At 41.2% G+C, this 24273-nt stretch carries 19 protein-coding genes and 1 tRNA gene; 11 read left to right on the top strand and 9 right to left on the bottom strand.

Annotation, left to right across the window (positions count from 1 at the left end; all coding sequences use genetic code 11):
* Positions 1–141: 141 nt before the first annotated feature.
* Complete coding sequence (locus COR50_RS20235; protein WP_098195683.1) at positions 142–2382, top strand: patatin-like phospholipase family protein; 2241 nt, start codon at positions 142–144, stop codon at positions 2380–2382.
* Positions 2383–2386: 4 nt separating this feature from the next.
* Here the strand turns inward: COR50_RS20235 and miaE are convergent, their stop codons facing one another.
* Positions 2387–2986, bottom strand: coding sequence for a tRNA-(ms[2]io[6]A)-hydroxylase (miaE, locus tag COR50_RS20230; protein ID WP_098195682.1), 600 nt, complete (start codon positions 2984–2986; stop codon positions 2387–2389).
* Positions 2987–3083: 97 nt separating this feature from the next.
* On the opposite strand from miaE, the gene COR50_RS20225 reads away from it, so the two are divergent.
* From COR50_RS20225 to COR50_RS20210, 4 genes are all read left to right on the top strand, one after another.
* Positions 3084–4202 carry an aminotransferase class I/II-fold pyridoxal phosphate-dependent enzyme gene (locus COR50_RS20225; RefSeq protein WP_098195681.1) on the top strand — a complete coding sequence of 373 codons (1119 nt, stop codon included), beginning with the start codon at positions 3084–3086 and terminating at the stop codon, positions 4200–4202.
* Between the two features lie 333 nt (positions 4203–4535).
* Positions 4536–6971 carry a penicillin acylase family protein gene (locus tag COR50_RS20220; RefSeq protein ID WP_098195680.1) on the top strand — a complete coding sequence of 812 codons (2436 nt, stop codon included), beginning with the start codon at positions 4536–4538 and terminating at the stop codon, positions 6969–6971.
* Between the two features lie 129 nt (positions 6972–7100).
* Positions 7101–7176 (top strand) — tRNA-Lys (locus COR50_RS20215).
* Between the two features lie 260 nt (positions 7177–7436).
* The gene (locus COR50_RS20210) at positions 7437–8687 is read left to right on the top strand and encodes a site-specific integrase (protein WP_098195679.1); all 1251 of its coding nucleotides are present in this window, start codon (positions 7437–7439) and stop codon (positions 8685–8687) included.
* A gap of 166 nt (positions 8688–8853) precedes the next feature.
* Here COR50_RS20210 and COR50_RS20205 read toward each other — a convergent pair whose 3' ends face one another.
* The 3 genes from COR50_RS20205 to COR50_RS20190 all read right to left on the bottom strand — a co-directional run bounded on the left by COR50_RS20205 (position 8854) and on the right by COR50_RS20190 (position 11218).
* Positions 8854–9426 carry an SMI1/KNR4 family protein gene (locus COR50_RS20205; protein ID WP_098195678.1) on the bottom strand — a complete coding sequence of 191 codons (573 nt, stop codon included), beginning with the start codon at positions 9424–9426 and terminating at the stop codon, positions 8854–8856.
* A 515-nt stretch (positions 9427–9941) separates the two neighbouring features.
* Positions 9942–10349, bottom strand: coding sequence for a helix-turn-helix transcriptional regulator (locus COR50_RS20195; RefSeq protein ID WP_232516217.1), 408 nt, complete (start codon positions 10347–10349; stop codon positions 9942–9944).
* 428 nt (positions 10350–10777) lie between these two features.
* Positions 10778–11218, bottom strand: coding sequence for a DoxX family protein (locus COR50_RS20190; RefSeq protein ID WP_198405723.1), 441 nt, complete (start codon positions 11216–11218; stop codon positions 10778–10780).
* Positions 11219–11340: 122 nt separating this feature from the next.
* Between COR50_RS20190 and COR50_RS20185 the strand changes: the two genes are divergently transcribed.
* A complete protein-coding gene (locus tag COR50_RS20185) occupies positions 11341–11694 on the top strand; it encodes a winged helix-turn-helix transcriptional regulator (protein ID WP_098195675.1) in 354 nt (117 codons plus the stop codon).
* 863 nt (positions 11695–12557) lie between these two features.
* Here COR50_RS20185 and COR50_RS20175 read toward each other — a convergent pair.
* Together COR50_RS20175 and COR50_RS20170 are read right to left on the bottom strand one after the other, a co-directional pair.
* Positions 12558–13034 carry a DinB family protein gene (locus COR50_RS20175; protein ID WP_098195673.1) on the bottom strand — a complete coding sequence of 159 codons (477 nt, stop codon included), beginning with the start codon at positions 13032–13034 and terminating at the stop codon, positions 12558–12560.
* 432 nt (positions 13035–13466) lie between these two features.
* Entirely contained in the window at positions 13467–14327 is an 861-nt protein-coding gene (locus COR50_RS20170) for an alpha/beta hydrolase (RefSeq protein WP_157761027.1), read from the bottom strand.
* Positions 14328–14697: 370 nt separating this feature from the next.
* Between COR50_RS20170 and COR50_RS20165 the strand changes: the two genes are divergently transcribed.
* Positions 14698–15636: a geranylgeranylglycerol-phosphate geranylgeranyltransferase gene (locus COR50_RS20165; protein WP_098195671.1), complete on the top strand. Its 939-nt coding sequence runs from the start codon at positions 14698–14700 to the stop codon at positions 15634–15636.
* 10 nt (positions 15637–15646) lie between these two features.
* The gene (locus tag COR50_RS20160) at positions 15647–16675 is read left to right on the top strand and encodes a class 1 isoprenoid biosynthesis enzyme (RefSeq protein WP_098195670.1); all 1029 of its coding nucleotides are present in this window, start codon (positions 15647–15649) and stop codon (positions 16673–16675) included.
* Between the two features lie 10 nt (positions 16676–16685).
* On the opposite strand, the gene COR50_RS20155 is transcribed toward COR50_RS20160, so the two are convergent.
* Positions 16686–17843: a hypothetical protein gene (locus COR50_RS20155; RefSeq protein WP_157761026.1), complete on the bottom strand. Its 1158-nt coding sequence runs from the start codon at positions 17841–17843 to the stop codon at positions 16686–16688.
* A 347-nt stretch (positions 17844–18190) separates the two neighbouring features.
* Between COR50_RS20155 and COR50_RS20150 the strand changes: the two genes are divergently transcribed.
* From COR50_RS20150 to COR50_RS20140, 3 genes are all read left to right on the top strand, one after another.
* Positions 18191–18781 (top strand): SHOCT domain-containing protein, encoded by a 591-nt coding sequence (locus COR50_RS20150; RefSeq protein WP_098195668.1) that lies wholly within the window; start codon positions 18191–18193, stop codon positions 18779–18781.
* A gap of 823 nt (positions 18782–19604) precedes the next feature.
* Positions 19605–19913 carry a hypothetical protein gene (locus COR50_RS20145; RefSeq protein WP_157761025.1) on the top strand — a complete coding sequence of 103 codons (309 nt, stop codon included), beginning with the start codon at positions 19605–19607 and terminating at the stop codon, positions 19911–19913.
* Positions 19914–20201: 288 nt separating this feature from the next.
* The gene (locus COR50_RS20140; RefSeq protein WP_098195666.1) at positions 20202–20519 is read left to right on the top strand and encodes a hypothetical protein; all 318 of its coding nucleotides are present in this window, start codon (positions 20202–20204) and stop codon (positions 20517–20519) included.
* 155 nt (positions 20520–20674) lie between these two features.
* Here the strand turns inward: COR50_RS20140 and COR50_RS20135 are convergent, their stop codons facing one another.
* Positions 20675–22843, bottom strand: coding sequence for a redoxin domain-containing protein (locus COR50_RS20135; protein WP_098195665.1), 2169 nt, complete (start codon positions 22841–22843; stop codon positions 20675–20677).
* 21 nt (positions 22844–22864) lie between these two features.
* Positions 22865–24268, bottom strand: coding sequence for a RagB/SusD family nutrient uptake outer membrane protein (locus tag COR50_RS20130; RefSeq protein ID WP_098195664.1), 1404 nt, complete (start codon positions 24266–24268; stop codon positions 22865–22867).
* Between the last annotated feature and the right edge of the window lie 5 nt (positions 24269–24273).

Below are 24273 nucleotides of genomic sequence, written 5' to 3'. Positions count from 1 at the left end.
ATGAACCTATAAGATAATAAATCTATGCATGGCTAGGTAGCACTTATGAAAAAATGAACAATTTTTATCAATTACTCCTTATTACTATGAATATATCATTTAACTTTAATGGTATTCGTCTATTAGGAGCAGTAACCATTTATGCTTAGATCCAGTTTCGTAACTAATATTGTCATAACAATCGCTTGCTTATGCCTTTCCTTATCATCGCTGGCACAGCGTCCCAAGGTTGGTTTGACCTTGAGCGGCGGCGGCGCCAAGGGCTTGGCGCATATAGGCATCCTCGAAGCTATTGATAGCGCAGGATTGAAGATCGATCTCATCACCGGTACGAGCATGGGTAGTATCATCGGTGGCGTATATGCGATGGGGTATAGTGGTGATAGTATCGAGCATATTGCCCGCACGATGGATTGGTCGAATTTATTTGCCAACCAACCTCCGATGACCGAGATTTCTCCAGAAGAAAAGGACGAATTTGGCAAATACATCCTCGAAATTCCATTTGAATACGGCAAACCCAAGTTGGCCTCCGGGATGATCGTGGGGCAACAGCTATGGTTAGAATTGGCCCGCTTGGCATATCCTGTTTACAGCGTTCGGGATTTTGATCATTTCAGTATCCCGTTTAAATGTGTAGCCACCGACATAGCCACGGGTGAGGCGCTCACTTTAGACACCGGGAATATCGTTACCAGCATGCGTGCCAGCATGGCTATTCCATCGGTATTTACCGCGGTCAGGATCGGGGATAAAATGCTGGTGGATGGTGGTGTGGTTCGGAATTTTCCCACTACAATAGCGAAGGATATGGGTGCTAAGTTGATCATCGGCTCCAATGTATCGAACGGTTTATTAAGTGCCGATGAATTAAATACCCCAATTGACATCCTTACCCAGTTGGGTTTCTACAAGGATGCCGATGATTTCGTTGGCGCCAGGAAATTAGCCAATGTTTATATTCATCAAAGCTTGAAACCATTTTCGGCAGCCAGTTTCGGCAGCGTGGATGCAATTATTGATGCCGGGAAAGAGATGGGGCGTCAATATTACCCGGTATTCAAGCATATCGCGGACTCGCTAAATGCGCTCTATCCCGGTACAGGCCAAGCTAAGCCGGATCGTTTGCCATGGAAGCCCGATGTATTGATAGAAGATATCGTTGTATTAGGATTGAAGCATACGAATGAGAAATTTTTCAAAAGCCGTTTGAACCTGGAAGAAGGCGGATGTTATACGCCCTTGCAGATTGAAAAAGCCGTGCAGCACGTATTTGGAACACGGTTTTATAAGCAGATTACTTACGAGCTTCTTGAAACAAGGCCCGGTCATGCGAGGATGGTAATTAACGCCGATGAGAACGCATTGACTTATGCAAAAGTTGCTATCAACTATAATACGTACACGGATTTTCAAGCGATATTGAACTTTACCCAGCGAAATTTCGTCGTACCGAACTCCAGGGCATACGTAACGGCAGCTTTAGGAACATACCCGCGGGTAAGGGCAGAGTTTTTGAAATACACGGGTCGTAAACGTAACGTAGGGTTCGTATTAGGCGCTTACTTTGAAAATAACCCGCTCACATTTTATGAAGATTTCCGCTCTTTATTCGAGTACAAATATAAGTTTGTTGATTTCGATGTCAACTTTCATTATATGCCAACGGAAAAACTCAGCCTTATTAGCGGTTTGAAATGGGAGTACGTACGTTTAAAGCCGAGGATATCACCATTTATAGTGTTGGATGGTCATGTACAACAGTATAACGCTTACTTGGGGTTGGAGTATAATACAGTTAACCGTGTTATGTTCCCTTCCTCCGGTTGGAATGTGAAAATTGAAGGTGGGCAAGTTTTTGATCAAAAATCTAATCTAACCATTTCTGAAAATGGTCAACATATTGACCCGGATAGCTTGGGTTTGGGATTCGATAACTATCAACGGTTATTAGCAAGAATAAGTTATTATATCCCTGTAAATAAAAAATTCACCACCGTTCTGAACGCCAACCTGGGGATGAATTTTAACTACAGCGAGTCCATCATCAATAATTATTGGATCGGCGGGTTGACTTTGAATACCCGCACGCAATTACCATTAGTGGGATACGCTGATGCTGAGGTGATTAGTTCCAGTGCAGCCACGGCACAGTTGGGTTTCCAATATGAAATGTTTAATAACTTCTTCTTAACGCCGCGCGTTGGTGGCGCCGTTTATGATTTTACGACGAATAATTCATTGGAAGATTACAAGTTTATTAGCGGTTATGGCTTGTCCGTGGGATATTCCAGCCGGTTCGGCCCATTGGAAGCGACCTTGATGTACGGCTCGGGCAACGGCATTGTGAAAGCTTATGTGAATGTCGGTTTCCAGTTTTAGGGGATTAATGCATCCTGTCGCCCCTCACATCCATATTAGCCAAAATATCGGCCTCGATCTTCAGCCATTCTTGCCAGCGGTTTCTTACCCTTTCTTCATCGAAATATTCATTGGCAAGATCTATAAATAAACGGTAATGGCCTGCTTCCGATACCATGAATTTGTAATAAAAATTCTTCATATAATCATCCTCCAATCCCTCGCTTAATAAGCGGAAACGTTCACAACTCCGCGCTTCGATCAGGGCGCAGATCAGTAATTGATCTAATAATTGATCATCGGGATGGCCTCCCTTTTTGGCATGCTTCAATAACTCGTTTACATACAAATCCTTCCTTTGTCGGCCCAATGGATAGCCCCTTTTCTTCATCTCGGCTAATACTTGCCGGAAATGCCCCCATTCTTCGGTTACGATGGGCGCAAGTTCTTCTACTAAACGTGTTTTCCCGGGATACCTTTGTATCAACGAAATACAGGCCGTGGCGGCTTTCTGCTCGCAAAAAGCGTGATCGGTCAGGATTTCGTCCAGGGTAATCGCCGCCAGGTTCACCCAGCGCGGATCTGTAGGTAATTTTAACCCGAGAATTGACACTTTACTACTCATTCCTTTAAATTTGTCGGCACAAAGGTATAAAATTATTACCTCGGGAAGTAAGCCGTAACTTTACGGTCAGTCCTTTATTTACAAAACAGATCGGTATATGAACCCTGAACATTTCCTCCAAGCGGCGCTCCATAAAAGGGAAGAGCAGGCTTCTTTAAGACAACTTCGGCATTTCGAGAACCGTGTGGACTTTTGTTCTAATGATTACCTCGGTTTGGCCAGCAGTGAAAGGATGGGGGAGCATATCCTGCGATTGAACGAACCTTATAGCAAGAAACATGGCAGCGGCGGCTCGCGGTTGTTATCCGGTAATGATCCTTTTATCGAATTGGCAGAGGGGGAGATCGCACTTTTTCACCGTGCCGCGGCAGGATTGATCTTCAATTCGGGTTACGATGCCAACCTGGGCTTACTGTCTTCTGTTCCCGGTAAACATGATACGGTGATTTATGATAACCTCGCGCATGCCTCTATCCGCGATGGTATCCGTTTGTCGTTAGCCCATTCTTACGCCTTCGCGCATAATGATTGTGAAAGTTTACAGCAAAAATTGTCCATCGCCAAACGGGGCCTTGGAGAAGTATTCGTGGTCATTGAGTCCGTGTATTCGATGGATGGCGACATCGCGCCAATAGAAGATATCTTACAGCTTTGCCAGCGGTATAATGCGCATTTGATCGTGGACGAAGCACATGCTACTGGCATTGTTGGCAGCCGGGGCGAGGGCCTGGTGCAATCCAAGGGTTTGGAGAATGACTGTTTTGCCAGGGTACATACCTTTGGGAAGGCATTGGGTTGTCATGGCGCGATTGTTCTGGGTAGCGAGACATTAAAATCGTACTTGATCAATTTTGCCCGCTCGTTTATCTATACCACGGCATTACCACCGGTAGCCGTAGCTAGTATGTTGGCAGCCTACCAATTATTTCCAAGCATGGATGAAGAACGTCGAACCATCAGGGCGCATATCAGGAAACTACGATCCGGTCTCAACGATAACTTGTTCTACAGCGATACGCCGATACAAGTTTACAACATCCCCGGAAATGAGGCTGCTAGGACTAAAGCGGGATATTTACAGTCCCTGGGTTTAGATGTACGGGCCATTTTACATCCCACGGTGGCGAAAGGAGCAGAAAGGTTGCGCATTATCATTCACAGTTTTAATACGGATCATGAATTGGAGCTTTTAATCGAAGGATTAAGAAAGAATTGATAATGTGGCGGAAAAAATCTAAATTAAGTTCAAGGATTTTACGGATGCGTTCTATTGGGTGGGAGAGAGATCGTTAGCAATAGGAATCCATAAGGTAAAGATCTAGTATTGCAGGGGATTAATAGGGGAAGCAAATTGGTGATGGTGAATTTTTTCCCGTTTTATACTTTTAAGGAGGAAGCATGAACCCAATAGCGCCTTAAGGAGTGTCAATGCATGTAATAATAAACAGGCAGAAAATCCTTGATTCACCCTATACATCATCTAACGAGATAAAAATTGAAACCATAGGGAAAACCGCAAGAAGAAAAATACCAAACAAGATATTTATATATGAGAATCATTCCCGCAATCCTATCTGCTGCCGCGACCCTGGCAATCGTTTATGCGCTGAATACCCGTTGGGGAAGTATCCCGGCAATGGGGGCTTTCTTTAGTCCGCAACACGGATTCTGGAAAAGCGCCGAAGATGTAGATTTAGATCTTAATGGTGATGTTTCTTTGCCGCATCTGGATGATGTTGTGAATGTTTGGTATGATGAACGCCGGGTGCCGCATATCTCTGCCAAAAATGAACGGGATGCCTTTTATGTTCAAGGCTATCTACATGCGAAAGATCGATTGTGGCAAATGGAATTGCAGGCCTTTGCGTCTGCCGGGAGGCTGAGCGAAATTCTCGGTAAAAGCATGCTCGACTACGATCGTTTCAAACGCAGGGAAGGCATGATCTATGCTGCCGAAAATGCTTTGAAAGCCTCCGAAGCCGATCCTACTTGCAAGCGAATAATGGATGCTTATACTGAAGGAGTCAACGATTATATAGCAACTTTAAAATCGGTCGATTTGCCTTTGGAATATAAATTACTCGGATATAAGCCCGAAGCCTGGAACAATCTCAAAACCTGTTTGCTCCTTAAATACATGAGCCTCGACCTTGCGGGAAGCGCTTATGATATCGAGAATACCAATGCCCTCAAATTATTCGGTTGGGATGATTTTCATAAGATGTATCCCAGTTTTACCGACTCCCTGGATCCAATCATCCCGGTGGGTACACAGTTTCCCGTTCCTACGGCAAAAGCTGTAGCGCCGCCGGATAGCGTGATTCTGAAAGATGCCTTGTTGATGGCCTTCAAGGAAGAACATCCCGATCCCGATAATGGAAGTAACAACTGGGCGGTAAGTGGTTCCAAGACAAAATCCGGAGTTCCGATTTTATGTAATGATCCGCACCTGGGGTTAAACCTACCTGCACTTTGGTACGAGGTACAGATCAGCGCGGGCGACTTGAACGTTTACGGCGTATCAATACCCGGGGCGCCGGGAGTGATTATCGGCTTTAATAAGAATATGGGATGGGCTGTGACTAACGGTATGGAAGATGTGAAAGATTATTACCGTATGCAATTCAAGGAAGGAACGAATACCTATTTGTATAATGGTAGCTACCGCGAAGCCGATCTGAGGGTAGAGGCCATCAAGGTAAAAGGGCAACCAACTTATTATGATACCATTGCATACACCGTTTTCGGACCGGTAACATATGATAAGAACTTCCCGGTAAAAAATGCGCAGCAAGGCCCGATCGCGATGCGTTGGAAAGCGCACGACGCTTCCAAGGAATTGCTCACCTTTTACCGCCTGAACCACGCTAAGGATTATGATGATTACCTGGAAGCATTGAAGGTATATAGTTGCCCTGCACAAAACTTTATCTATGCCGGACGCGATGGCGACATCGGGATATGGCATAACGGTCAATACCCATTACGTTGGAAGGACCAAGGGCAGTTTATCATGCCGGGAACCGACAGTACCTATGCTTGGCAAGGGTATATTCCAAGGGAAGAGTTGCCGCATATTAAGAATCCTGGAAGGGGATTCGTTAGTTCCGCGAACCAACACCCTACCGATGCGACGTACCCATACAACTTTATTGCGGATTATGATTTGTACCGTGGCATGCGCATCAACCGGGAATTGCGGAAGATGGATCAGATCACCCCGCAAGATATGATGGCCTTGCAAAACGACAACACCAATCTCTTTGCACAAACCGCGATACCGCTATTCAAGAAGAATATAGATAGCAGTCATTTCAATATGCAACAGAAAACATATTGGGATCAGATGAGCCAATGGGATTGTATCAGTGATGCCGACAGTCATGCTGCAACGATCTTTTACTTAATGTGGGATTACTTTGAGAATAACATTTGGGGGGATGACCTCGATCATAAAAACGTTGCGCTACGGATGCCGCAATCGAAAACAACTTTGTTGTGGTTGCTTGCCGATTCCAGCATGAAGTACGTTGATGATCGCCGCACGGAAACCGTGGAGACCCTTCCCATGATGGTGCAACGTGCCTTTGATAGCACGCTAAACCGGGTGATACCATTAGATAGCGCCCGCAGGCTCGCTTGGGGTCGTTTCCGCGGAACGGATATCCGCCATATGACGCGCGCCTTGCCGGCCTTTAGCCGCATGCACTTGAATACTGGAGGAGGGCAGCATATAGTAAATGCCACGAAACAAACGCATGGCCCATCTTGGCGCATGGTAGTGCAGATGAGCAACCCGGTTGAAGCTTACGGCATTTATCCCGGTGGACAGAGTGGCAATCCGGGTAGCAAGTACTACGATAATGCCGTAAATGATTGGGTCGATGGCCGCTATTACAGTTTACGATTTATCGATCCGGGGGCAAAAACGCAGCCAGATATGAAATTTAAAACAAATTTCATCCCGGCAAATCAGCCGCAGTAAATGTTTTCATCCTATTGTAATTCAATATTTTAGAATTTTTTTGACTCAATATTTGGAACAAATAAATTTATTCCTATCTTTGCACTCCCATCGAAACAGAGATGTGGCGGTGAGAAAATAAAAAAGGTCGATTCCGTAGCTCAGTTGGTAGAGCAATACACTTTTAATGTATGGGCCCTGGGTTCGAGTCCCAGCGGGATCACCACCAAGAGTAAAAATAAATACTCTTATGTAATTAAAGCCTTGTAGAGTCAGATTCTACAAGGCTTTTCTGTTTTTTGTCGTAAAGTTTTGTAAAGAAAAGTAAAGATAGAAAAGTGAGCGTTGCGGTTAGCAGAATAATAAATAAATTGTGCTAACCTACACTGGCCTGAAGTGCTTATCTGTATTGTGTTTGACTAATGTTAAGTGAAGTCAGGATAAGTGAAGTTGAAACAAAATTGGTTAACTTAAAACAGGTGTTTTATGAAGAACGGTTATTTAAGTTTTTCTATCTTACTATGGCTTAATAGGAGCCGCTGCAAAAACAACAAACCCGCTATCTATCTCCGTCTGACTGTAGGAAACAAACGCGCCGAACTCTCCACCTATCAGTATGTAAGCCCTGAATTATGGAACGCAGAGGGGCAGTGCGTGAAAGGTAATTCCGAAGAAGTAAAAGCCATCAATCGCAGGCTGGTAGCCCTAAAAGCCGATCTACAGAAGCATTACAGTCTATTGGTGACAAGCGGAAAGCCAGCAACAGCGCAGGCTTTGAAAAATTCCTTTCTGGGTATTATAGAACATAAAAGGACATTGTGTGAAGCTATAGACTTCCATAACAGGCGATTTAGCGAGAAGGTAAAGGCAATGACTAAATCAGCGCGAACACTCAAACGCTTTGAGATCACTAAAGACAAGATAGTGGCTTTTCTTAAACACTATTTTCATGTGTCAGATATGCCTTTAGAGGAAATCAAATTTTCATTTGCCCCGGATTTTGAGCACTACCTGAGCACTATTGAGGGAATAGGCAGCAATACTGCCATGAAGTATGTAAAGATTTTAAAACAAATGCTGAAACTCGCTGTAGATCAGGGTTGGTTGCCTGTTAGTCCATTGAGCGGCTTTAAATGCAGCTACCAAGACCCGCAACGGGAGCGTCTTACAATGGATGAAATCATGGCCTTGTATAACAAGGAACTTATTCCGCGGTTGGCGGAAGTACGTGATATTTACCTGTTCTGCTGTTTTACTGGCTATGCCTATACTGATGTACTGTATCTTACGACAGATAACATTATTACGGGGATTGATGGTGAAAAATGGATAGTAAAGGAAAGAGCGAAAACCCTGACCCCGGAACGTGTGCCGCTTCTGCCTATTGCACTGGAGATAATTGAGCGTTATAAGAATAGCCCATATTGTCAATTATATGGCCGTTTACTGCCCGTAAATAGTAACCAACGGTATAATGCCTACCTGAAAGAGATAGCCGGTATATGCGACATTAAGAAGTATTTAACGACCCACACCGCCCGCCATACCTTTGCTACCACCGTAACCCTCGAAAATGACGTACCAATAGAAACGGTGAGCCAGCTATTAGGACATAAGAGCATCCGAACGACGCAGATTTATGCGAAGATCACCCAACAGAAAGTCAGCAATAACATGCGGCTTTTACGCAAACGGCTGTTTGGGGAAGGGGTAGCATTACAGAAGCGGACTGTTTAACCTGGTATCGCTGCCGCGGGCTGGTGCCTTATGAACAGATGTTTTTTGCAACGGTGGAACGCTACCGGGCTGCAAATGAAAAACATCTGGCCATAAGGCACTTGTTTTTGTGGAATGTCTGTTTTTTCTTTTCACCAGCATATTCGACAATTACTTGTGCTGGGCTTTATTCTTCTTGATTGTCAATGGTCATCTCTTTATGTTCTTTATCAAGTTTTATAATTAAATCGATGAAACTTTGTGATACATCTTGTATTTCTAAAGGCCTGTCATGATCCCATAAGATAATAGGATAATCATTGTTTGCAAAGTTCCTGTTTGTATCAAAGCAAAGCGCTCCCCAGTCGCTCCAGTCGGCAAAATGAATATATCCTTTATCAAATAGGTATTCGAGTGGCCAGCCTTTAAAAATCATTTTTTTAAGGTGATCTCTCCACTTGTTTACAGGATGTTTGCAAAAAGTAGCTTCTGAAATATACAGGTCATAGAAGTGCTTATGTTTTAGGAACACTTTATAATCCGCTGGTAACTTATGCCCTAATTGCACTTCAAAACTTTCAATTTCAGTATCAGTAACTTTGCTGTCAATCGGAAGCCACATACGCCATTCTTCCTTAGGGTCTTGATTTGGGGCCTTCATTTCGATCTCTATTTCACCCGGATGGTTATTAATACCGGCATCTATACATTCCTGTAAGTAAGTGTCAATAACCTTTTTAATTGTATAGTCACTGGTCATAGTTATTTTTTAATTGTTAAAAATTTGCAGGGCAAATTAAGGTATTGGTATTAATTGTGGAATAAATGTAATGTATTATTCGGACGTAAAGGGGGGCATCTGTTCTGTAGGTTAAAGTTTGTTCAGATGTTGTATCTAATTTAAGTGGCGTCTGTTGTGGAGATGGAACAGGCGGCTTCGCCACCAGTTCGGGGAGATTATACAGGCAGCTTCGCAACCTGTATGAGGAGATAAACCGGCCGGCTTCGCCATCCGGTTGCGAAGGTTGAATGGATCTTCGCTCCATTAGCGAGCGGTGTTTTTGCTGCGCAAAAACCGCTCGCCCCCTCGCTCCCGTTGGTCGCAAGGGGGAAGGTGCGGAGATTGTAGCGGAGCTTGTACAGGCGGCGTTGCCACCTGTACGCGAGGAACAGGCAGGGCAGCAAAGATTTAGGGGGAGGGTTGGGGGCTGGTGAAAAGAAAAAAGCCACTGCATCACAGTGGCCTAAATTTTATGGTAAAAAATCTATATATTATTACTTCGCCTGCTGCTTACCCTGTAACAGATCGTTTTTTTCTCTTTCACTGGCAAGCAACCTTTCATATAGTTCTACGACTTTATCGAGAGGATTAAAAGTACAGCCGTAGTTAACTGCGTTTAACGTTGCAGTATCATTTGCATTAAAAGTATTAGCTATAACACTAATCGCAGCCTCTTCGTCAAAATTTTTTATAGCTTCCGCCGGAACTTTTAAAACCTTTGCCACTTGCTCAATAATTTCAGGTTCAACTTTCTCCTTTCCTTCAAGCAGGGAAATCTTTTTTTGCGTCCAATCGTCACCGAGATCGGCCGCCATAGCCTCTTGGGTCATGTTCATCATTTCCCGGAATCGCTTGATATTCCGACCCTCATGGATAACTTTGTTCATAGTAGCAGTACTCATAAGCCAAATATAAGATTTTTTGCAACTAAAGCCAACTTAACCAAATGTTACCTATCTTTGCTTATCACCACTCCTGACAACAACGGTTAAACGTAATCAGGTTAGCATTATGGTTAGCAAAAGTGCTCACCACTATCAAATACAGATTTTACAAGGCATTGAGAAGATAAAGGTGTTCCCAGCGGGATCACAACAAGAATATCAAAGGTTATTATAGCCGCTTAAATCATAGGATTTAAGCGGCTTTTTTGATTTTACCAATAAAAAACTCATTTTGAAAGAGAATTGAAAAGTATAGTATCAAGTTGAAAAGTATAGAAGATGAAATTTTTCATAAGTCAAATATTAGTGAGAAATAATCTTTCGATTTTTTTATTCACTAACCATCCCCCTTTTAAATGTAGGAAGATTATACCGAAAGCACTAGATCAAACTCCAACTTCATTTTCGGTAGATGATCCGTTATTTGATTTTTTGTAAAGCGAATGATTTGATGTGAAATATGATATTACAATTAAAATTAAAGCAGCAACCGCAAACCATTGTCCGTTATCATGAATCATAAGATGAGCAAAAGCAGCCAGAATACAGTTATAAAAAAAGCCTGCATATGCTAAGCCAAAAAGTAGATTTTGTTTTCTACTCCAAATCACAGCCAGTCCAACCATTTTAACTGCTGCTAAAGGATAAATAATATATGTAGGATAACCCATTTTGATAAAGCCTTCACGGATAAAATCGTTATTAAACAAATAGTTTCCTACTGAGAACAATATAATAAAGGTGAAAAATAGTGTAGATGTATAATACGACCATGTAAAAAGTAGTGAACTGTTTTTTTTGCGCATTGATTCTGTTTTTGATCTCATAATTTAAATATGGTAAATTTATTTTCCTGTAAATAAGCATTAATGCCAATACAATATTAAGTATATTTACTTATTAATAATTAGTGCTATACTTTTAGTAAGCGCTATACAAAAGGTAAGTAATGGTAAAAAGCGTTGATGATTTCAAATGTGATAACAAAGATTTATTAGCTGTTCGGGATGCATTGGAAGTTTTAAATGGAAAATGGAAATTACAGATTTTGATTTCTATTTTAAATGGGAAAAAAAGATTTAAGGAAATAGCCAAAGAGGTTGATGGTATCAGTGACAGGATGTTGTCAAAGGAACTTAAAGAACTTGAAGTAAATGAACTTATAAGACGCAAAGTTATTGATGCATTTCCTCCAATTGTAGAGTACAGTGCTACTTCACATACAAAATCTCTTCATCCAGTAGTCGATGCGCTCAAGACATGGGGCTATCTACATCGTAAAAAAATTATAGGTGAGATATAGACTGGTACGTAGAATGATACATTAATGTATAGCTTTAACGGGATGAGACTAAGGAACTTTTTAGAGGTTTATTTCAATGAGAATATAAAAAAAACTTCTTTGTAATAGTTAATACTTAATCTGATAGTAGAGCTAAATCAGTTTATCTCTTAAATTGGATTTGTCAGATGAGTACAGAAAAATGCATTTAAACTGATGGACAGGACTGCTGAAGCTTACCAAGAAGTTAGTTTCTGTATTTTTAGTTTGTAAGATGTTGAGACATACAAAAATGGTTTTTATGGTTCAAAGAAATTTAGGAATTGGACATATAAGTAATTTTCAGAAGATTTTTTATGCAAAAACCGATATTTAAGAATCGCATCTGATAAAACCAAGGAACAATGAATTTCATTTTTCTGATGGAAATTTATAAATAAGAAATTCTAAAAAATACCATCTTGTGAATTTCGAAATATGAAAGCTTTTTTGATTGTAAAAGAGAGTAGAAAGGTCAATAATAAATATTACCAATAACTTTTTATATCTACAAAAAGATGGATATTATGATTAACTAATACTTGTTGATAGGAATTTTATAATCAAAAAAGGTTCTACTGGAAGACACTATTGTATTTTCAAAAGAGTTATTTATCATAGAATATGTTTATGGTTTTGTAGAAAAATGGTTGTTTTTTAGTAGCCCGTATATTAGCCAAAAGCTTTAAATCCTCTATTAATTGGTTCGAGTTTTGTGACATATCGTTCACAGGAAAGAAAATTAAAGCCGTTTGAATCGTAAAATTCAAGCGGCTTTTTTTATTATTTCTAATAAACGGTAAACCATACAAATCTTTTAGGATCCGTTTTCAATTGGACCCGGTCTATATTTTGTTCCACTCCCAAATCCCGTACTTAAGTTCGTCGGGTATTTTAAAACCGCAATTTTTTAATGTCAATAAAATATTGCCCCTATGATGTCCTTCGTGGGAAATAAAATAGCCAAGCAAGGGAACGACCCCCCGTTTGAAACCTTTTATTTCACCATTCTTTTTAATTCCGTCCCCTAAGATTTTGCCGATAAGTTCTGCTGAAACTTTGTGGCAATCGCTAAGCATTGAAATTGTCTTGATGTCTTTTGCCGTAATTGTTGTAAGGTCGGCGATTAACGATTTATCATATTTTTCAAGTTTCCAATATCTCACATTATAAATGTGGGCGAGTTGGTGCCCGATAGTTCCACCGCCACGCTTAGAGGTGGTATAATTTAACGCTTCTTCTGTTAGGGAATTGATGAGCATTAAATTAGTCCGGTGATTGATGAACCAAGTCTCAATTATCTGGTTTTCTATCGTAGTCATTAAAGTTATTTTTCGAGAAGATTATGAATGTTATTTTAATTTCTCTCCGAATTGTTTGTTATTAATATTCTTGCATTATGAAAATCCTAACTTTACTCAATATAGCATAATGTAAAAGGATTCCTCAAAATTACAGGGGTTAAATTATTAATAGCTTGATTTAACTGGGATAATAACCAATGAAATGATATTTCGTTATAAATATTTGAGTGAATGAAGTATTGCTGCTACTCAAGTTACGGAAAAGTTGCGGTGACTGAATTCAATTGGTTCCTTAACCGGTAATTATAAATATACTCAGAAAATATTCGAGTTTAATGCTGCGGGATTAACTAAAATGGTAACAAGAAAAATCCGCATAAAACATAAACCTTATGCGGATTTTTTTGGAGATGTATCATTCAAGATGAAAACAAATTCCCCGGCAATCATTTATTGCAAAACCCATTGCATGCCCTTCACGAAGCTGGGCAATTGGGTATCCATATGATCGAGGTTCGAAAAAACTTCCCCTTTATACTCTATGCCCTCCTTACCTTTCAATGATTTAGATAAAGCCGAAAGCGATTCATCTGTTTTAAGCATGGTTGAGTCCTCCGTACTTTCGCCATCTTCCAAACCTCCAAAGGTGGTATATACTTTTGCTGGATTGCTATCCTGCTTGCTTAGCTTTTCAAATGCATCCAATAAATAGTAGTGATTATAATGAAGAGAAGGGCTTGCAGCGATGTACCCACCGAAGAGGTTATCCCGGGAAGATAATTGTTGTTGAAGGGCATAGAGTGTAAAATACCCGCCTAATGAATGGCCCATCAAGACCCGTTTATTTTTATCAACATGGTATTTAGTATCTATTTCCGGGACTAACTCGTTTCGAATAAATGACAGGAATTTATCAGCTTTCCCGCTAACGCTCATCTCGTATTCAGGGATGGCTAAGGGATAAGTATAATCTCTGCACCGCAATGAATCCATCATGGGAAAATCTTTATATCCAATGCCTACAAGAATTGCTGGTGGCAATAAACCGACCTCGCTGTATTTTTTAACAATGGTTGAAAAAATATCAAAGTAGAGGTTTGCGTCCAGGATATAAACCACCGGGTATTGATTATTGTCTGCATATCCTTCCGGTAAACTTATGAAAATGGAAAAGCTGTCTTTGACAGATTCCGAATAGAAATTCATTGTGGAAGTTGGAGCGGCTGTTCCCTGGACGGCTACTTTTTTGTCAGTACCGGGTGCACACCCAATGAATAGGAGTGTAAATATTATCGCATAGTTTCTTAGCATCTGCATATAGATTTTATATATAAAAAATTAAGATAGGAAAATTAACTTTTAGAAAAGATCAACGAAAAGTTAAAACTGAACATCCGTTTGTGAATTTCTTATTAAAGATTAGAATTGGTTGGTTAACCCGGGATTATTATCTAGCCGAATAGAACATTTACAAGTTTCAAATATGATTAAGTATTATATTTGCGCGCTTATTCCGGGATTGATTGAAATGGTTCTAATAGAATAAGTTGGAATGTTCGAAAATATCTGACCAAAATGCCTTTATGTAGTATCGTTGAGCCTAAATTTGCTATCCTCAATTACAAGTTGAGTATCTCCCTAATATTTTTATCCCTCATAATTATTCCCTAAACCTGTCATCATGCAGATGGTTTCACTATTTTTTAAACTTATCAGGTGGCCTAACCTGGTTATTATTTTTTTAACACAATTGCTCTTCCTGGTTTGTATTGTTCAACCCTTGGGGCGGTTTGAGCAATTGGCCGGGAGCCCGGGTGGATCGGTGTATATCCTTATTGCTATCGCTTACATGTTATTGGCTGCCGGTGGGTATATAATTAACGATTACTTTGACCTGGATATTGACCTGGTAAATAAGCCCGGTAAAATATTTATCACCAATGGAATTAGCCATGCCAGCGCTCTAGGTATCTATGTTGTAATGAATATTGCGACGCTGGGTGCAGGTTTTTGGATATGCAAGCAATTGGGGAACTGGACTATACTCTATTGCATTGCAATTTGTATGTTCTTATTATACTGTTACTCCGCGTACTTTAAAAAGCAGTTTCTTATCGGGAATATCGTGGTAGCAGCTATTTCATCCTCCGCAATCCCGGTGCTTACACTTATAGAAGCTGGATCTACTAACATGCCGGCTTATACCCGCGTGAATCTTTGGCGGATTACCTTGCTGTATACCTTCTTTGCTTTCATCATTTCGTTTGCCCGAGAACTTGTGAAAGATATTGAAGACGCGGATGGCGATCGTCAATACCAGGCAAGAACAATCCCGATTGTCCTGGGCTGTAATGCCGCCAAGTTTATAGTTATCGGCTGCCTCTCTTGCCTGGTTTTAACACTGGTATCCTTGCAGCCGGCTCTCTGGGGCAGGAAAAGTAGCGCTATAGCATTATCGTTGTATAGCATCGGCTTGGTGATTTTGCCGCTGGTATTAGTTACCCGCGAAGTCTTTTTAGCCAGCATGATCCAGGATTACCGGAAACTTAGTAAATGGATGAAGCTGGTAATGGTAACGGGTATTTTGTCGATGGTATTTATCAGGTACATATTTGTTTGAATTTAAGACTATGAATATTTTCAAATTTTCCGGCAGGGTAGTTTGGCGGGTCATGCAAATTATGTGGAGACGAAAGGTTGAAGCAGCTAGGGGAGAAAGGTTATTGAGTGAACTGGAAGAACAATACGGCGGTCTTCTGCCCAGTAGTGTAAGGCGTAAAGTAATTGTCAGTTACAGTATTTATCAACCGATGATTATCGATACATTTTGTGCGCTAAATGATCGGCTGTGTTCGGAGGATGAGAAACAGCGCATCCTCTACTATTTTATTTGCAGCAGTACTTTCGATGATTTTATTGATCATGCGGAACTCACTTTGGAAGAATTGCAAACTATCTCGTTTAAATCGCCGGATTTTCATCCCCGCAATATTCAAGAACAGTTGTTTCTTCACTGTCACCTGGAGTTACTGGACCTAGTAAATGACCGTGTAGCTTACGATGAAGCTTCAAAAAAGCTTTATAAGGTACAAGTGGAGTCATTGGCTCAATTTGAAAGCGAGCCGTTAAGCGGGGAGACGCTACTTCGGATCACGCTTGAAAAAGGCGGCTACGCGGTACTATTGTGTTGTTATTATCTACAGCAGAAAGCTTGCGATGCCGAACGGGAATGTTGGTATCTCCTCGGGGGAATTATCCAGCTTACCAATGATTTGTTCGATACCTGGAAGGACTTACAGGCGGGGCAACAAACATTGCCTAACCGGGCAACAAATGCATACGAGATTAAAAACTTATTATCTGAAAAAGTAGCGGCCTTGCAGGCAGCCATCGCATCTTTAGACGTGCCGGCATCCCGTAAAGATGCTTTTCTCTTGAATATGATGGCCATTTGCTCTTTCAGTGATATGGCCATACAGCAACTGTGTGACATCCAGGGTGAACAGGGAGCATTACCGGACTTAAACAGCTTAGCTCGTAAAGAGCTCATCGTTGATATGGAAAAACCCCGAAACATTTGGCATTGCCTGGTCTTTACCTGGCGGCAATGCCATATTGGACGGCAGGCATACAAGCTAAAAAGTGTGCTTCCTGATTAGGCTTTTATGTTTAACCCTTATATTTTAATATAGCTTGCCGCAGCAGGTGATGTTGTAAAAGTAAGACCTTATTATACGTGGGACAGCGATAATAATAGCTTATAAGATGATACCCGGAAAAGAATTTTTTGTATGGATTGGGTAGCAAGGCATTAAATCCTGCCACGAAAAATATCAAGTCCCCATTCAAGTCCGCTTTTTGAATATCAACCGGCGGCGCTTCTTCCCCCAGCCATAATAATGCCGTAGAAAGGATCACTTTCTCCATCTCGTTACAGGATGATTCGAAGAGTTGCCGCGCATCGCTAGCCAATTGTGCACTGTGTTGCGTTAGTATAGGATCATGGTAACGACCGATCAGCCGCGCGAAATGGTAAATCAACACCGGCGGATAGGCATAGTGCGGCGAAATATAACTTGGGTTCGTCATGTATTCCCGGTTCCTGATGATGGCATCGAGCAGTTGCAGGGAAGCGGTATCTGCCGGACTATTGACCATATTATATGCATGCATGAAGTACAATGTATTCGACAAAACACAAGCATCGAAGTCGATCGGCATGTTCTTTCCGAACCAGGTAGAATATGCGGGGATATCCCTGTATTTTTTAAATGTATTACGGATGGAGTAATGAACGGTATTGGCATGTTCTTCCATCAGATTCTTGACTTCCCTTGCCGTGGCCGGGTCGGCTTCCATGGCAAGCAATAAGATCGAAGTATCGTCGATATCATCGGGTAAAGAGTGCCACTTTTTGAACATTTTGAGAAAGCCGGAATTGGGAAAAACCATACTAGGGTTCGTTTGCCAGAAATTATAGGTATTCCTTCCCGAACGGTGACGGAAATGCGGAAAAGATGCCACGGCAGATGATCGTATTTGTTGGCAAAGGATACTGTCGGGGTTGTCGAACTCGTTTTGCAGTTCACCTAGCGTCATAGCGATCAAGCCGGTAAAAAACACGTTATTGTCGTGTTTCATTTTACCATTAGGATAGCCGTAATACCGGTGGCTGGGAAACATACCTGCATAATAGAAACTATCGGCCGTGTATTGCTCCGCGGCAATTTCATGTAGTAAACGGGAAGCCAGCGTGTCTTTTTGCGCTTGTGTGCCGATGGCATACAAAAGGATAGAGAATAATAGGAGAATTTTTCGTCGTGTCATATCGCAAGAGGCAAAAGTACAAATTTTGGGGATTAAAATAGATTTCCTGGAGATCATATGGTGGTCACCAAATGGCTGAGTTATAGATGACTCCTTAAGCTCCCGATTGAATTGATGCTGATACTTGCAAGAAATGATGGTAGTATTTACGAAAAACCGTAAAAAGGTTTGATGCGGAGTTGGTAGGTTTGAAAAAAAAATCAAAGTTTAAATTTTACAAAATGTGCCTTGAAGAATGTTATTTAATAACAATGGATTAAATAACATATTCAAAGATTCAGATCACTAGAAAATCGCTATGATTGTTTCTATATCAATTGATAAATTAATAAAGAACATACATAATTATGAAGAGAATTTTAATTGTATTAACAATAATGATTTTAATTAAGAAGAGTTATTCACAAGATTTAGATAGTTCCTTGCCAAGGATTGTTAACGATACTTTATTTGCAACGTGTGGTTATAAGATTGTAAAGGGGCAAGATATTAAGATTGGTATGGGAACAATGCCAGATGGCGATTTTAAATTTATAAGGCGAAAAGCAGGTTCTCTTTTTGCTTATTACTCAACTACAGGTTATCAAGGGCAAGCTAATGCTGCTAATGCGTTTCCTCGAAGTCAATCAGGATTAAAGTATAGAATAAAATCAGTAGAAAAAAGAGGAAATAAGAAGCGTGGATATGTTTATTACGCAAAGATTGGCTTCGGGATAGTTAATTTTGAGATAGATGTCGAAAACGCAATTGCTAAAGGGGAGATCTGGGTGCCTGATGAATTTAGACCAAATCCAACACAGGAGCCAATAAAAGTAGAATTGAAACAACAAATAAGTATTGCAGACGAATTGACCAAACTCAAAAAACTATATGATGATGGCGTTTTAACAAAGGAGGAATTCGAAATGCAAAAGAAGAAATTGTTAGAAGGTAAATAGTCACTAATATCAATGAGTATCTATGAAGTGAAATCTAGTGTTATAATCGAACAAAGGGACAGCTTAAAATGGATAAATCATTTGATAATTTACCCTGGATTGAAAGGACTTTAGGAACTTGAAATCATGAAAATTAAACTAATTATAAATAGTTATCTGAATTTAAATGATGAAAATTTTGTAACATTGATTGCTGCCATATGAAGGTAATCTATTTTTTACCCGGAAATACTCATCATATCAACATCCAAAAATATCTTAGTAGTAACTACTCCTTCGATTGAAGGTATTCAAATTAAGCAGTATTTGAAACCTGTATCAGCCCAGAACTTCCCTATAAAAAATTAAGTAAACAAGATAAGCAATAGAGAACTGATGCTTGGAGATACAGGAGTACAGCGGCTAAATCGGGCGATCAAATTGGCGGCCGTAATGGCCAATTTGGCCCCTTTCTTTGTAACTTTCTTTGGGGAAGCAAAGAAAGTTAAAATGTTAAGGGGCAGATAAATAGTAAACGAGCAAATTTAGGTGGAAATGAATTTAGCAGAAAACGAAACATCTATTGAATCGTTACCTGGCAATTAAATTGAACAACTCGAGTTTGGTATACTTATGGCTTCCATGCTCGGACTACCACATGGAACAATGTTCAACTGGTAGTACATCGTGTTCTGCTGTATTAAAAATCCAACAAATAGTCGTGTATGGTGCGAGTAGTGCGTGTTTTTTGTTTCCGATACAATTGCAAATGTCCTCAATTGTGCGTGGGTCCGAGCTTGGAAGCTCGAACCAGCAAAAGTTTTGGGTATTAAATACAATCACCATGGTTCCGAGAATCAACGTTGGGTTTTTTACTCCGATACCGGGGTTTTTTACTCCAATGCCGGGGCTTTTTACTCCAACGTCGGGGTTTTTTTACCCCAATACCGGTTTTTTTTCTCCAACGCCGGGGTTTTTTACTTCGACGCCGGAGTTCCGAACCCCAACGCCGGGGTTTTTTACTCCAACGCCGGAGTTCCGAACCCCGAAATACAGCTTTTTATTCTATGGTTTATCCTCTCAATATATTGATTATCAATTTGTATTTGAAAATAATGCCTACATTAATGATTTTTACGATAATAAGTGTTAATAATACGATTCATAAATGATACGTTCAATGTATTAAGAGAGTTAAAGAACAGTAACCTTAGATTCGGCATTATAGATTTATGAAGGATTGTGAAGTTTGAATAGGGTAATTTTTTCATTCACTGCACCTACAAAGTACTTTTTGGGGTCTTTTTATTTAGATGTTAATTATTTTATGAAGTTAGCATTGAAAAATAATTTCTGGAAAATTATGTTATTTTTATATTACTAGTGATATAGATTCTTATCATCAGCTCTTATTTACATTTTATAACCTAACTTTTTTATTATGAACAGGTGCCCCCAAAGATTATATACATTGTTCCTAGCATTAGTATTTGTTATTGGAATAACCAGTTGTCAATTAATTGAAGTGAAACCGGCAAAGGTTACCTCTATACAACTCCCACAATCTTATGGGAAGGAAGATTCGGTATTCAAGCCAATAGATAAGGTCTTCCCAGGCAGCACAAATGAGGTAAGGGATCAAATTCAGGAACAAAACCTTAAAGTTCAAGAGAAGGTTAAACGTAAAGGCCTAGTAACACCATTAGATGCTTTGGGTAATACACCCGTGGTTGAGGTGGGCAAAGATATCCAGAAGTGAAGCGGTTTGAGTATACGTTGATTAACCGGTATCCAAGTCATCGGTACCGCTGTTAAATCTATGAAAGCGGGTTGCGAAACCGCCAATCTATCATTTAACTAAACAGCCGTAACTCTGAATCGTTACGGCTGTATACTTTGGGGGTATTAATTGCATTATTGAATCAATTGTTCTAACTGCTCATCTAATGCTACTCCCCTGAGATCTTTTGCAATGATCTTACCTTCCCGGTCTATCAAAATATTCCAAGGAATGCCGCGAACATTGTAGTACTTGGCAATCTCGTTATTTCTTCCTTTCAAATCCGATAATTGTGTCCAGGGTAGTTGATCGTCTTGAATGGCTTTTTTCCACTTGTGTTCGATATCGTCCAAAGAAATACCCACGATCGTGAAGCCCTTAGATTTAAATTTATTGTAAGCCTTCAGCAAGTTCGGATTTTCAGCGCGGCAGGGATGGCACCAGCTCGCCCAAAAATCAATCAGTACATATTTACCTTTGAAGCTGCGAAGTGAGACCTGCTGGCCGCTGGTATCTGCTTGTGAAAGATCTGCGATCATCGTGCCCTTGGCGCTTTTCTTCAACTCGGGAAGCATGGCCGCAATCTTTCTCCCGGATGGCGTACCTTGGATCACCTGCGGCAAGGATGAGAATAATGGGAATACAGTATCGTATTTGGGTCCGGAGAAGTCTTCCGCTTTAGCTCTTATTAGTTGTAATGAAAAAAGGCTGTAAGGGTGTGCTGCAACGTATTTTTTTACATTGGTATTATAGCGACTTCTCGATAGGTTCAACAACGCTTCCCCGATTCTTGGCCTGTCTTCAGCCGTGGCATCTGTCAACTGTTGTAATAATTCTTTTTGCTCAGGACTTAGTTCGCGTGCTGCTGCATAAAAACGTTTCGCTTCATCCTGCACATCGGAACCTTTTAGCGAGATGTCCGGCAGCGAGTCGATATTCACTTTTAATTCGAGGTAACCGATATCAGAGAAGAAGTCGAACCGTTTGTTTTGTGGCAGTATAGTGGCATCTACCCGCTGTGGTTCTTGCATCACGCTGAGCCAGGTGAATTTTCCATCCCGGATCGCCACGGTATCATATCGGTAGGCATCATCCCGCGAATATTTAAAAACGATGCTTTCGGCATGATCTGCTTTTACTTCGCCGTTCATGCGCAAGTTGTAGCCCTTGTCAAATATTGCCATCAAGGTACCCATCAGTTCCTTGTTGCGCTTATTTTTGGCGATGATGATGCCGTTGGGATCCACCAGTACGTTTTGAGGGATGCCCTTGATGCCATACAGCACGGCGGCTTCATTATTGCCTCTTTTCAGATCGGAAATTTGTTGCCAAGGCATATTGTCATCCTTAATGGCTTTCACCCAATCATCCCGGTGCAATGAATCATCCAGGGAAACGCCCAATACCGTGAAGCCCTTGTCTTTATACGCGTTATAGGCTCTCAATACATTGGGGTTTTCAGCGCGGCAGATACCGCACCAGCTTGCCCAGAAGTCGATCAGTACATATTTACCGCGGAAGGATGTTAGGGAAACGGGATTCCCGGCCACATCGTTTTGGGTAAAGTTTGGCGCCGGGGCGCCGACCATAATCTTCCGGGCATTTTCAATCTGTTGTAACATGGCTTTCCCTTCTTCCGAATTCTTGAACTTGGGACTTAATGCTTCGAACATCGGCGTAATCGTATTCGGATCGATTGCTATGCGGAAACCTTCCAACATGTCCCAGGAGGCATAAGAATCCGGGTGCTGACGGATGATTTCCGTCACTTCCTTATTGAACTGATGCCTTACTTTTTCTTGCTCTGCTTCTATGGCTTCTACTGAATCCTGCATCCCGCGATTATAATAAGCCCTTGTCCTGAGCGTTGCGAAAACATCATTATATTGATTGCCATGCGCAACAAATTCATCAAATACTGGGGTATCGTTGCTTCCCTTTACTGTTGCGGAATCTAAAGCCCCGTTGGAACTGATTTCTATTTTGCCCGGTTGCAGGTAAAAACGTCTTAGCGTGTATTTACCTCCTTCCGGATTCATATAAATTCTTGCCAAAACTGGGTGACTAATTTTCCCTTTGAAAGTAAAGCGCCCGTCTTTTTGCAAAAGAACAGAATCTTTGACTAACTGCTTTTTAGAAGCCTCGTAGGTAAAGTATAGCTTGGCAGGATGTTGGGGGGCAGTAATCTGCCCCTTTAAAGTGAAAGGCTTTTCGCGGCCCGCTTGTGCCTTTGCCATGACGCTTGTGGTCATGAGAAGGGCTACAGGCAACCATTGCCTGGATAATAATTGATAACGCATCATATGTTTGGTTTCTGTTTAAGGCTAAAAATATCCGTCGTTCTGATCGAGGTTACGGTTGGAGTTCCTGGCACCTTGCGGGATGGGATATAAAGCATCCGTTGATTGCCATAAACTTCCTTTCATCTCGCTTAAAACTTCGTCTGCTCTCGTTTTTGAAGGATCGTTATGTCCCGGTAAACGTTTTAAATCTAACCACCTGTGTCCCCATTCGCAGAAAAATTCTACCCGGTTTTCATGTTCAATGGCGGCCATCAAGGATAATTTATCATTTGCCGTGGTTTTCTGTAAGCCTGCCCTCAAGCGTACGCTGTCGATATCTGATGCGGCTTGTAAAAAATTGGATCGTTGTGCCCTTGCCTCGGCGCGAATTAGGTATTGCTCCGAAAGGCGCAAAACCTGGTTATATTCAACGGCTCCTACACCCGCGCTGTAAACATATTTCGCAGGATATGGATAATCGATGCCGCCATAACTTTTATAGCCAACCCATTTAGCTTTTCTTTGATCGCCCGGCTCGAAATCTTCGAAAAGACCGTCTTGGATCACAAATTTCGGTGTGATCGTGTAGGCATTCGGAACAAAGTTGTTAGCGATCCATGAACTGGTAATGCCATTTACAAATTGTAAAATGCCTTCCGTATTATTCGCTAGGAATACCTGGTTCAACGAATCATTCATTTTGAATAAGCCGGGGTTGTTAATGACTGTTGTCGCGGCATTTTCAGCTAATTCCCATTTTTTTCTGTAAAGGTAAACCCTGGCTAACAGGGCGTTGGCTGCCCATGTTGTAGCACGGATGCGTTTGCCGCCGTAATATTCCAAGGTACTGGGAAGTACCTGTACTGCATCCCTGAGATCCTTTTCTATTTGATCGTACACTTCGTCCTGCGTATTGCGTGGTTGGTTCGTTGTGCTATGTACGTCAGTAGAAGTTACGATCGGTACGCCGCCATATTCATTCACCAGGTAGAAATAGCAATATGCGCGGATAAACTTGGCTTCACCGGTGGCTCTTTGTTTGTAAAATTCAGATAGGGGAGAGCTTGGCAAACCGTTGATAACGGAATTGGCGATGTAAATGTTTTTATAAATCGTATTCCATACAGCTTCGATATAGTAAAATAAAGGTGTTAAGGAATTATTGGTAAAATCATCATAATAGTTCATCGAGTACGGGTAAGTTTCATCGGCAGACATGCTGTTGAAAATAGTGACCGATGTTCCCAAATCGTTGCCCGGGTTCGGGTTGGCTACGTTAGCATACATGCCGATTAAGGCTGCCTCCGCCGTAGTGGAATCCAGGAATACACTGTTGGAAGCCAATTGATCTTTCGATGGGCCGATCTCGATCAGTTTCTTACAACTGCTCATCATGGAACCGGCTATCAACATCATGCATGTATATAAAAAAAGTGCTTGTTTCATTTCCT

This window comes from Chitinophaga caeni (genome assembly GCF_002557795.1).
Classification (GTDB): domain Bacteria; phylum Bacteroidota; class Bacteroidia; order Chitinophagales; family Chitinophagaceae; genus Chitinophaga; species Chitinophaga caeni.
This window is presented reverse-complemented; position numbering and strand designations above follow the sequence as displayed.

What these genes read in the sequence shown, in the direction of transcription:
- COR50_RS20155 (WP_157761026.1), bottom strand. Translation starts at nt 17,843, where the DNA reads ATGACACGACGAAAAATTCTCCTATTATTCTCTATCCTTTTGTATGCC.
- COR50_RS20190 (WP_198405723.1), bottom strand. Translation starts at nt 11,218, where the DNA reads ATGAGATCAAAAACAGAATCAATGCGCAAAAAAAACAGTTCACTACTT.
- COR50_RS20145 (WP_157761025.1), top strand. Translation starts at nt 19,605, where the DNA reads ATGGTTCCGAGAATCAACGTTGGGTTTTTTACTCCGATACCGGGGTTT.
- COR50_RS20225 (WP_098195681.1), top strand. Translation starts at nt 3,084, where the DNA reads ATGAACCCTGAACATTTCCTCCAAGCGGCGCTCCATAAAAGGGAAGAG.
- COR50_RS20160 (WP_098195670.1), top strand. Translation starts at nt 15,647, where the DNA reads ATGAATATTTTCAAATTTTCCGGCAGGGTAGTTTGGCGGGTCATGCAA.
- COR50_RS20165 (WP_098195671.1), top strand. Translation starts at nt 14,698, where the DNA reads ATGCAGATGGTTTCACTATTTTTTAAACTTATCAGGTGGCCTAACCTG.
- COR50_RS20205 (WP_098195678.1), bottom strand. Translation starts at nt 9,426, where the DNA reads ATGACCAGTGACTATACAATTAAAAAGGTTATTGACACTTACTTACAG.
- COR50_RS20130 (WP_098195664.1), bottom strand. Translation starts at nt 24,268, where the DNA reads ATGAAACAAGCACTTTTTTTATATACATGCATGATGTTGATAGCCGGT.
- COR50_RS20220 (WP_098195680.1), top strand. Translation starts at nt 4,536, where the DNA reads ATGAGAATCATTCCCGCAATCCTATCTGCTGCCGCGACCCTGGCAATC.
- miaE (WP_098195682.1), bottom strand. Translation starts at nt 2,986, where the DNA reads ATGAGTAGTAAAGTGTCAATTCTCGGGTTAAAATTACCTACAGATCCG.
- COR50_RS20235 (WP_098195683.1), top strand. Translation starts at nt 142, where the DNA reads ATGCTTAGATCCAGTTTCGTAACTAATATTGTCATAACAATCGCTTGC.
- COR50_RS20150 (WP_098195668.1), top strand. Translation starts at nt 18,191, where the DNA reads ATGAAGAGAATTTTAATTGTATTAACAATAATGATTTTAATTAAGAAG.
- COR50_RS20135 (WP_098195665.1), bottom strand. Translation starts at nt 22,843, where the DNA reads ATGATGCGTTATCAATTATTATCCAGGCAATGGTTGCCTGTAGCCCTT.
- COR50_RS20185 (WP_098195675.1), top strand. Translation starts at nt 11,341, where the DNA reads ATGGTAAAAAGCGTTGATGATTTCAAATGTGATAACAAAGATTTATTA.
- COR50_RS20170 (WP_157761027.1), bottom strand. Translation starts at nt 14,327, where the DNA reads ATGCTAAGAAACTATGCGATAATATTTACACTCCTATTCATTGGGTGT.
- COR50_RS20210 (WP_098195679.1), top strand. Translation starts at nt 7,437, where the DNA reads ATGAAGAACGGTTATTTAAGTTTTTCTATCTTACTATGGCTTAATAGG.
- COR50_RS20195 (WP_232516217.1), bottom strand. Translation starts at nt 10,349, where the DNA reads ATGAGTACTGCTACTATGAACAAAGTTATCCATGAGGGTCGGAATATC.
- COR50_RS20140 (WP_098195666.1), top strand. Translation starts at nt 20,202, where the DNA reads ATGAACAGGTGCCCCCAAAGATTATATACATTGTTCCTAGCATTAGTA.
- COR50_RS20175 (WP_098195673.1), bottom strand. Translation starts at nt 13,034, where the DNA reads ATGACTACGATAGAAAACCAGATAATTGAGACTTGGTTCATCAATCAC.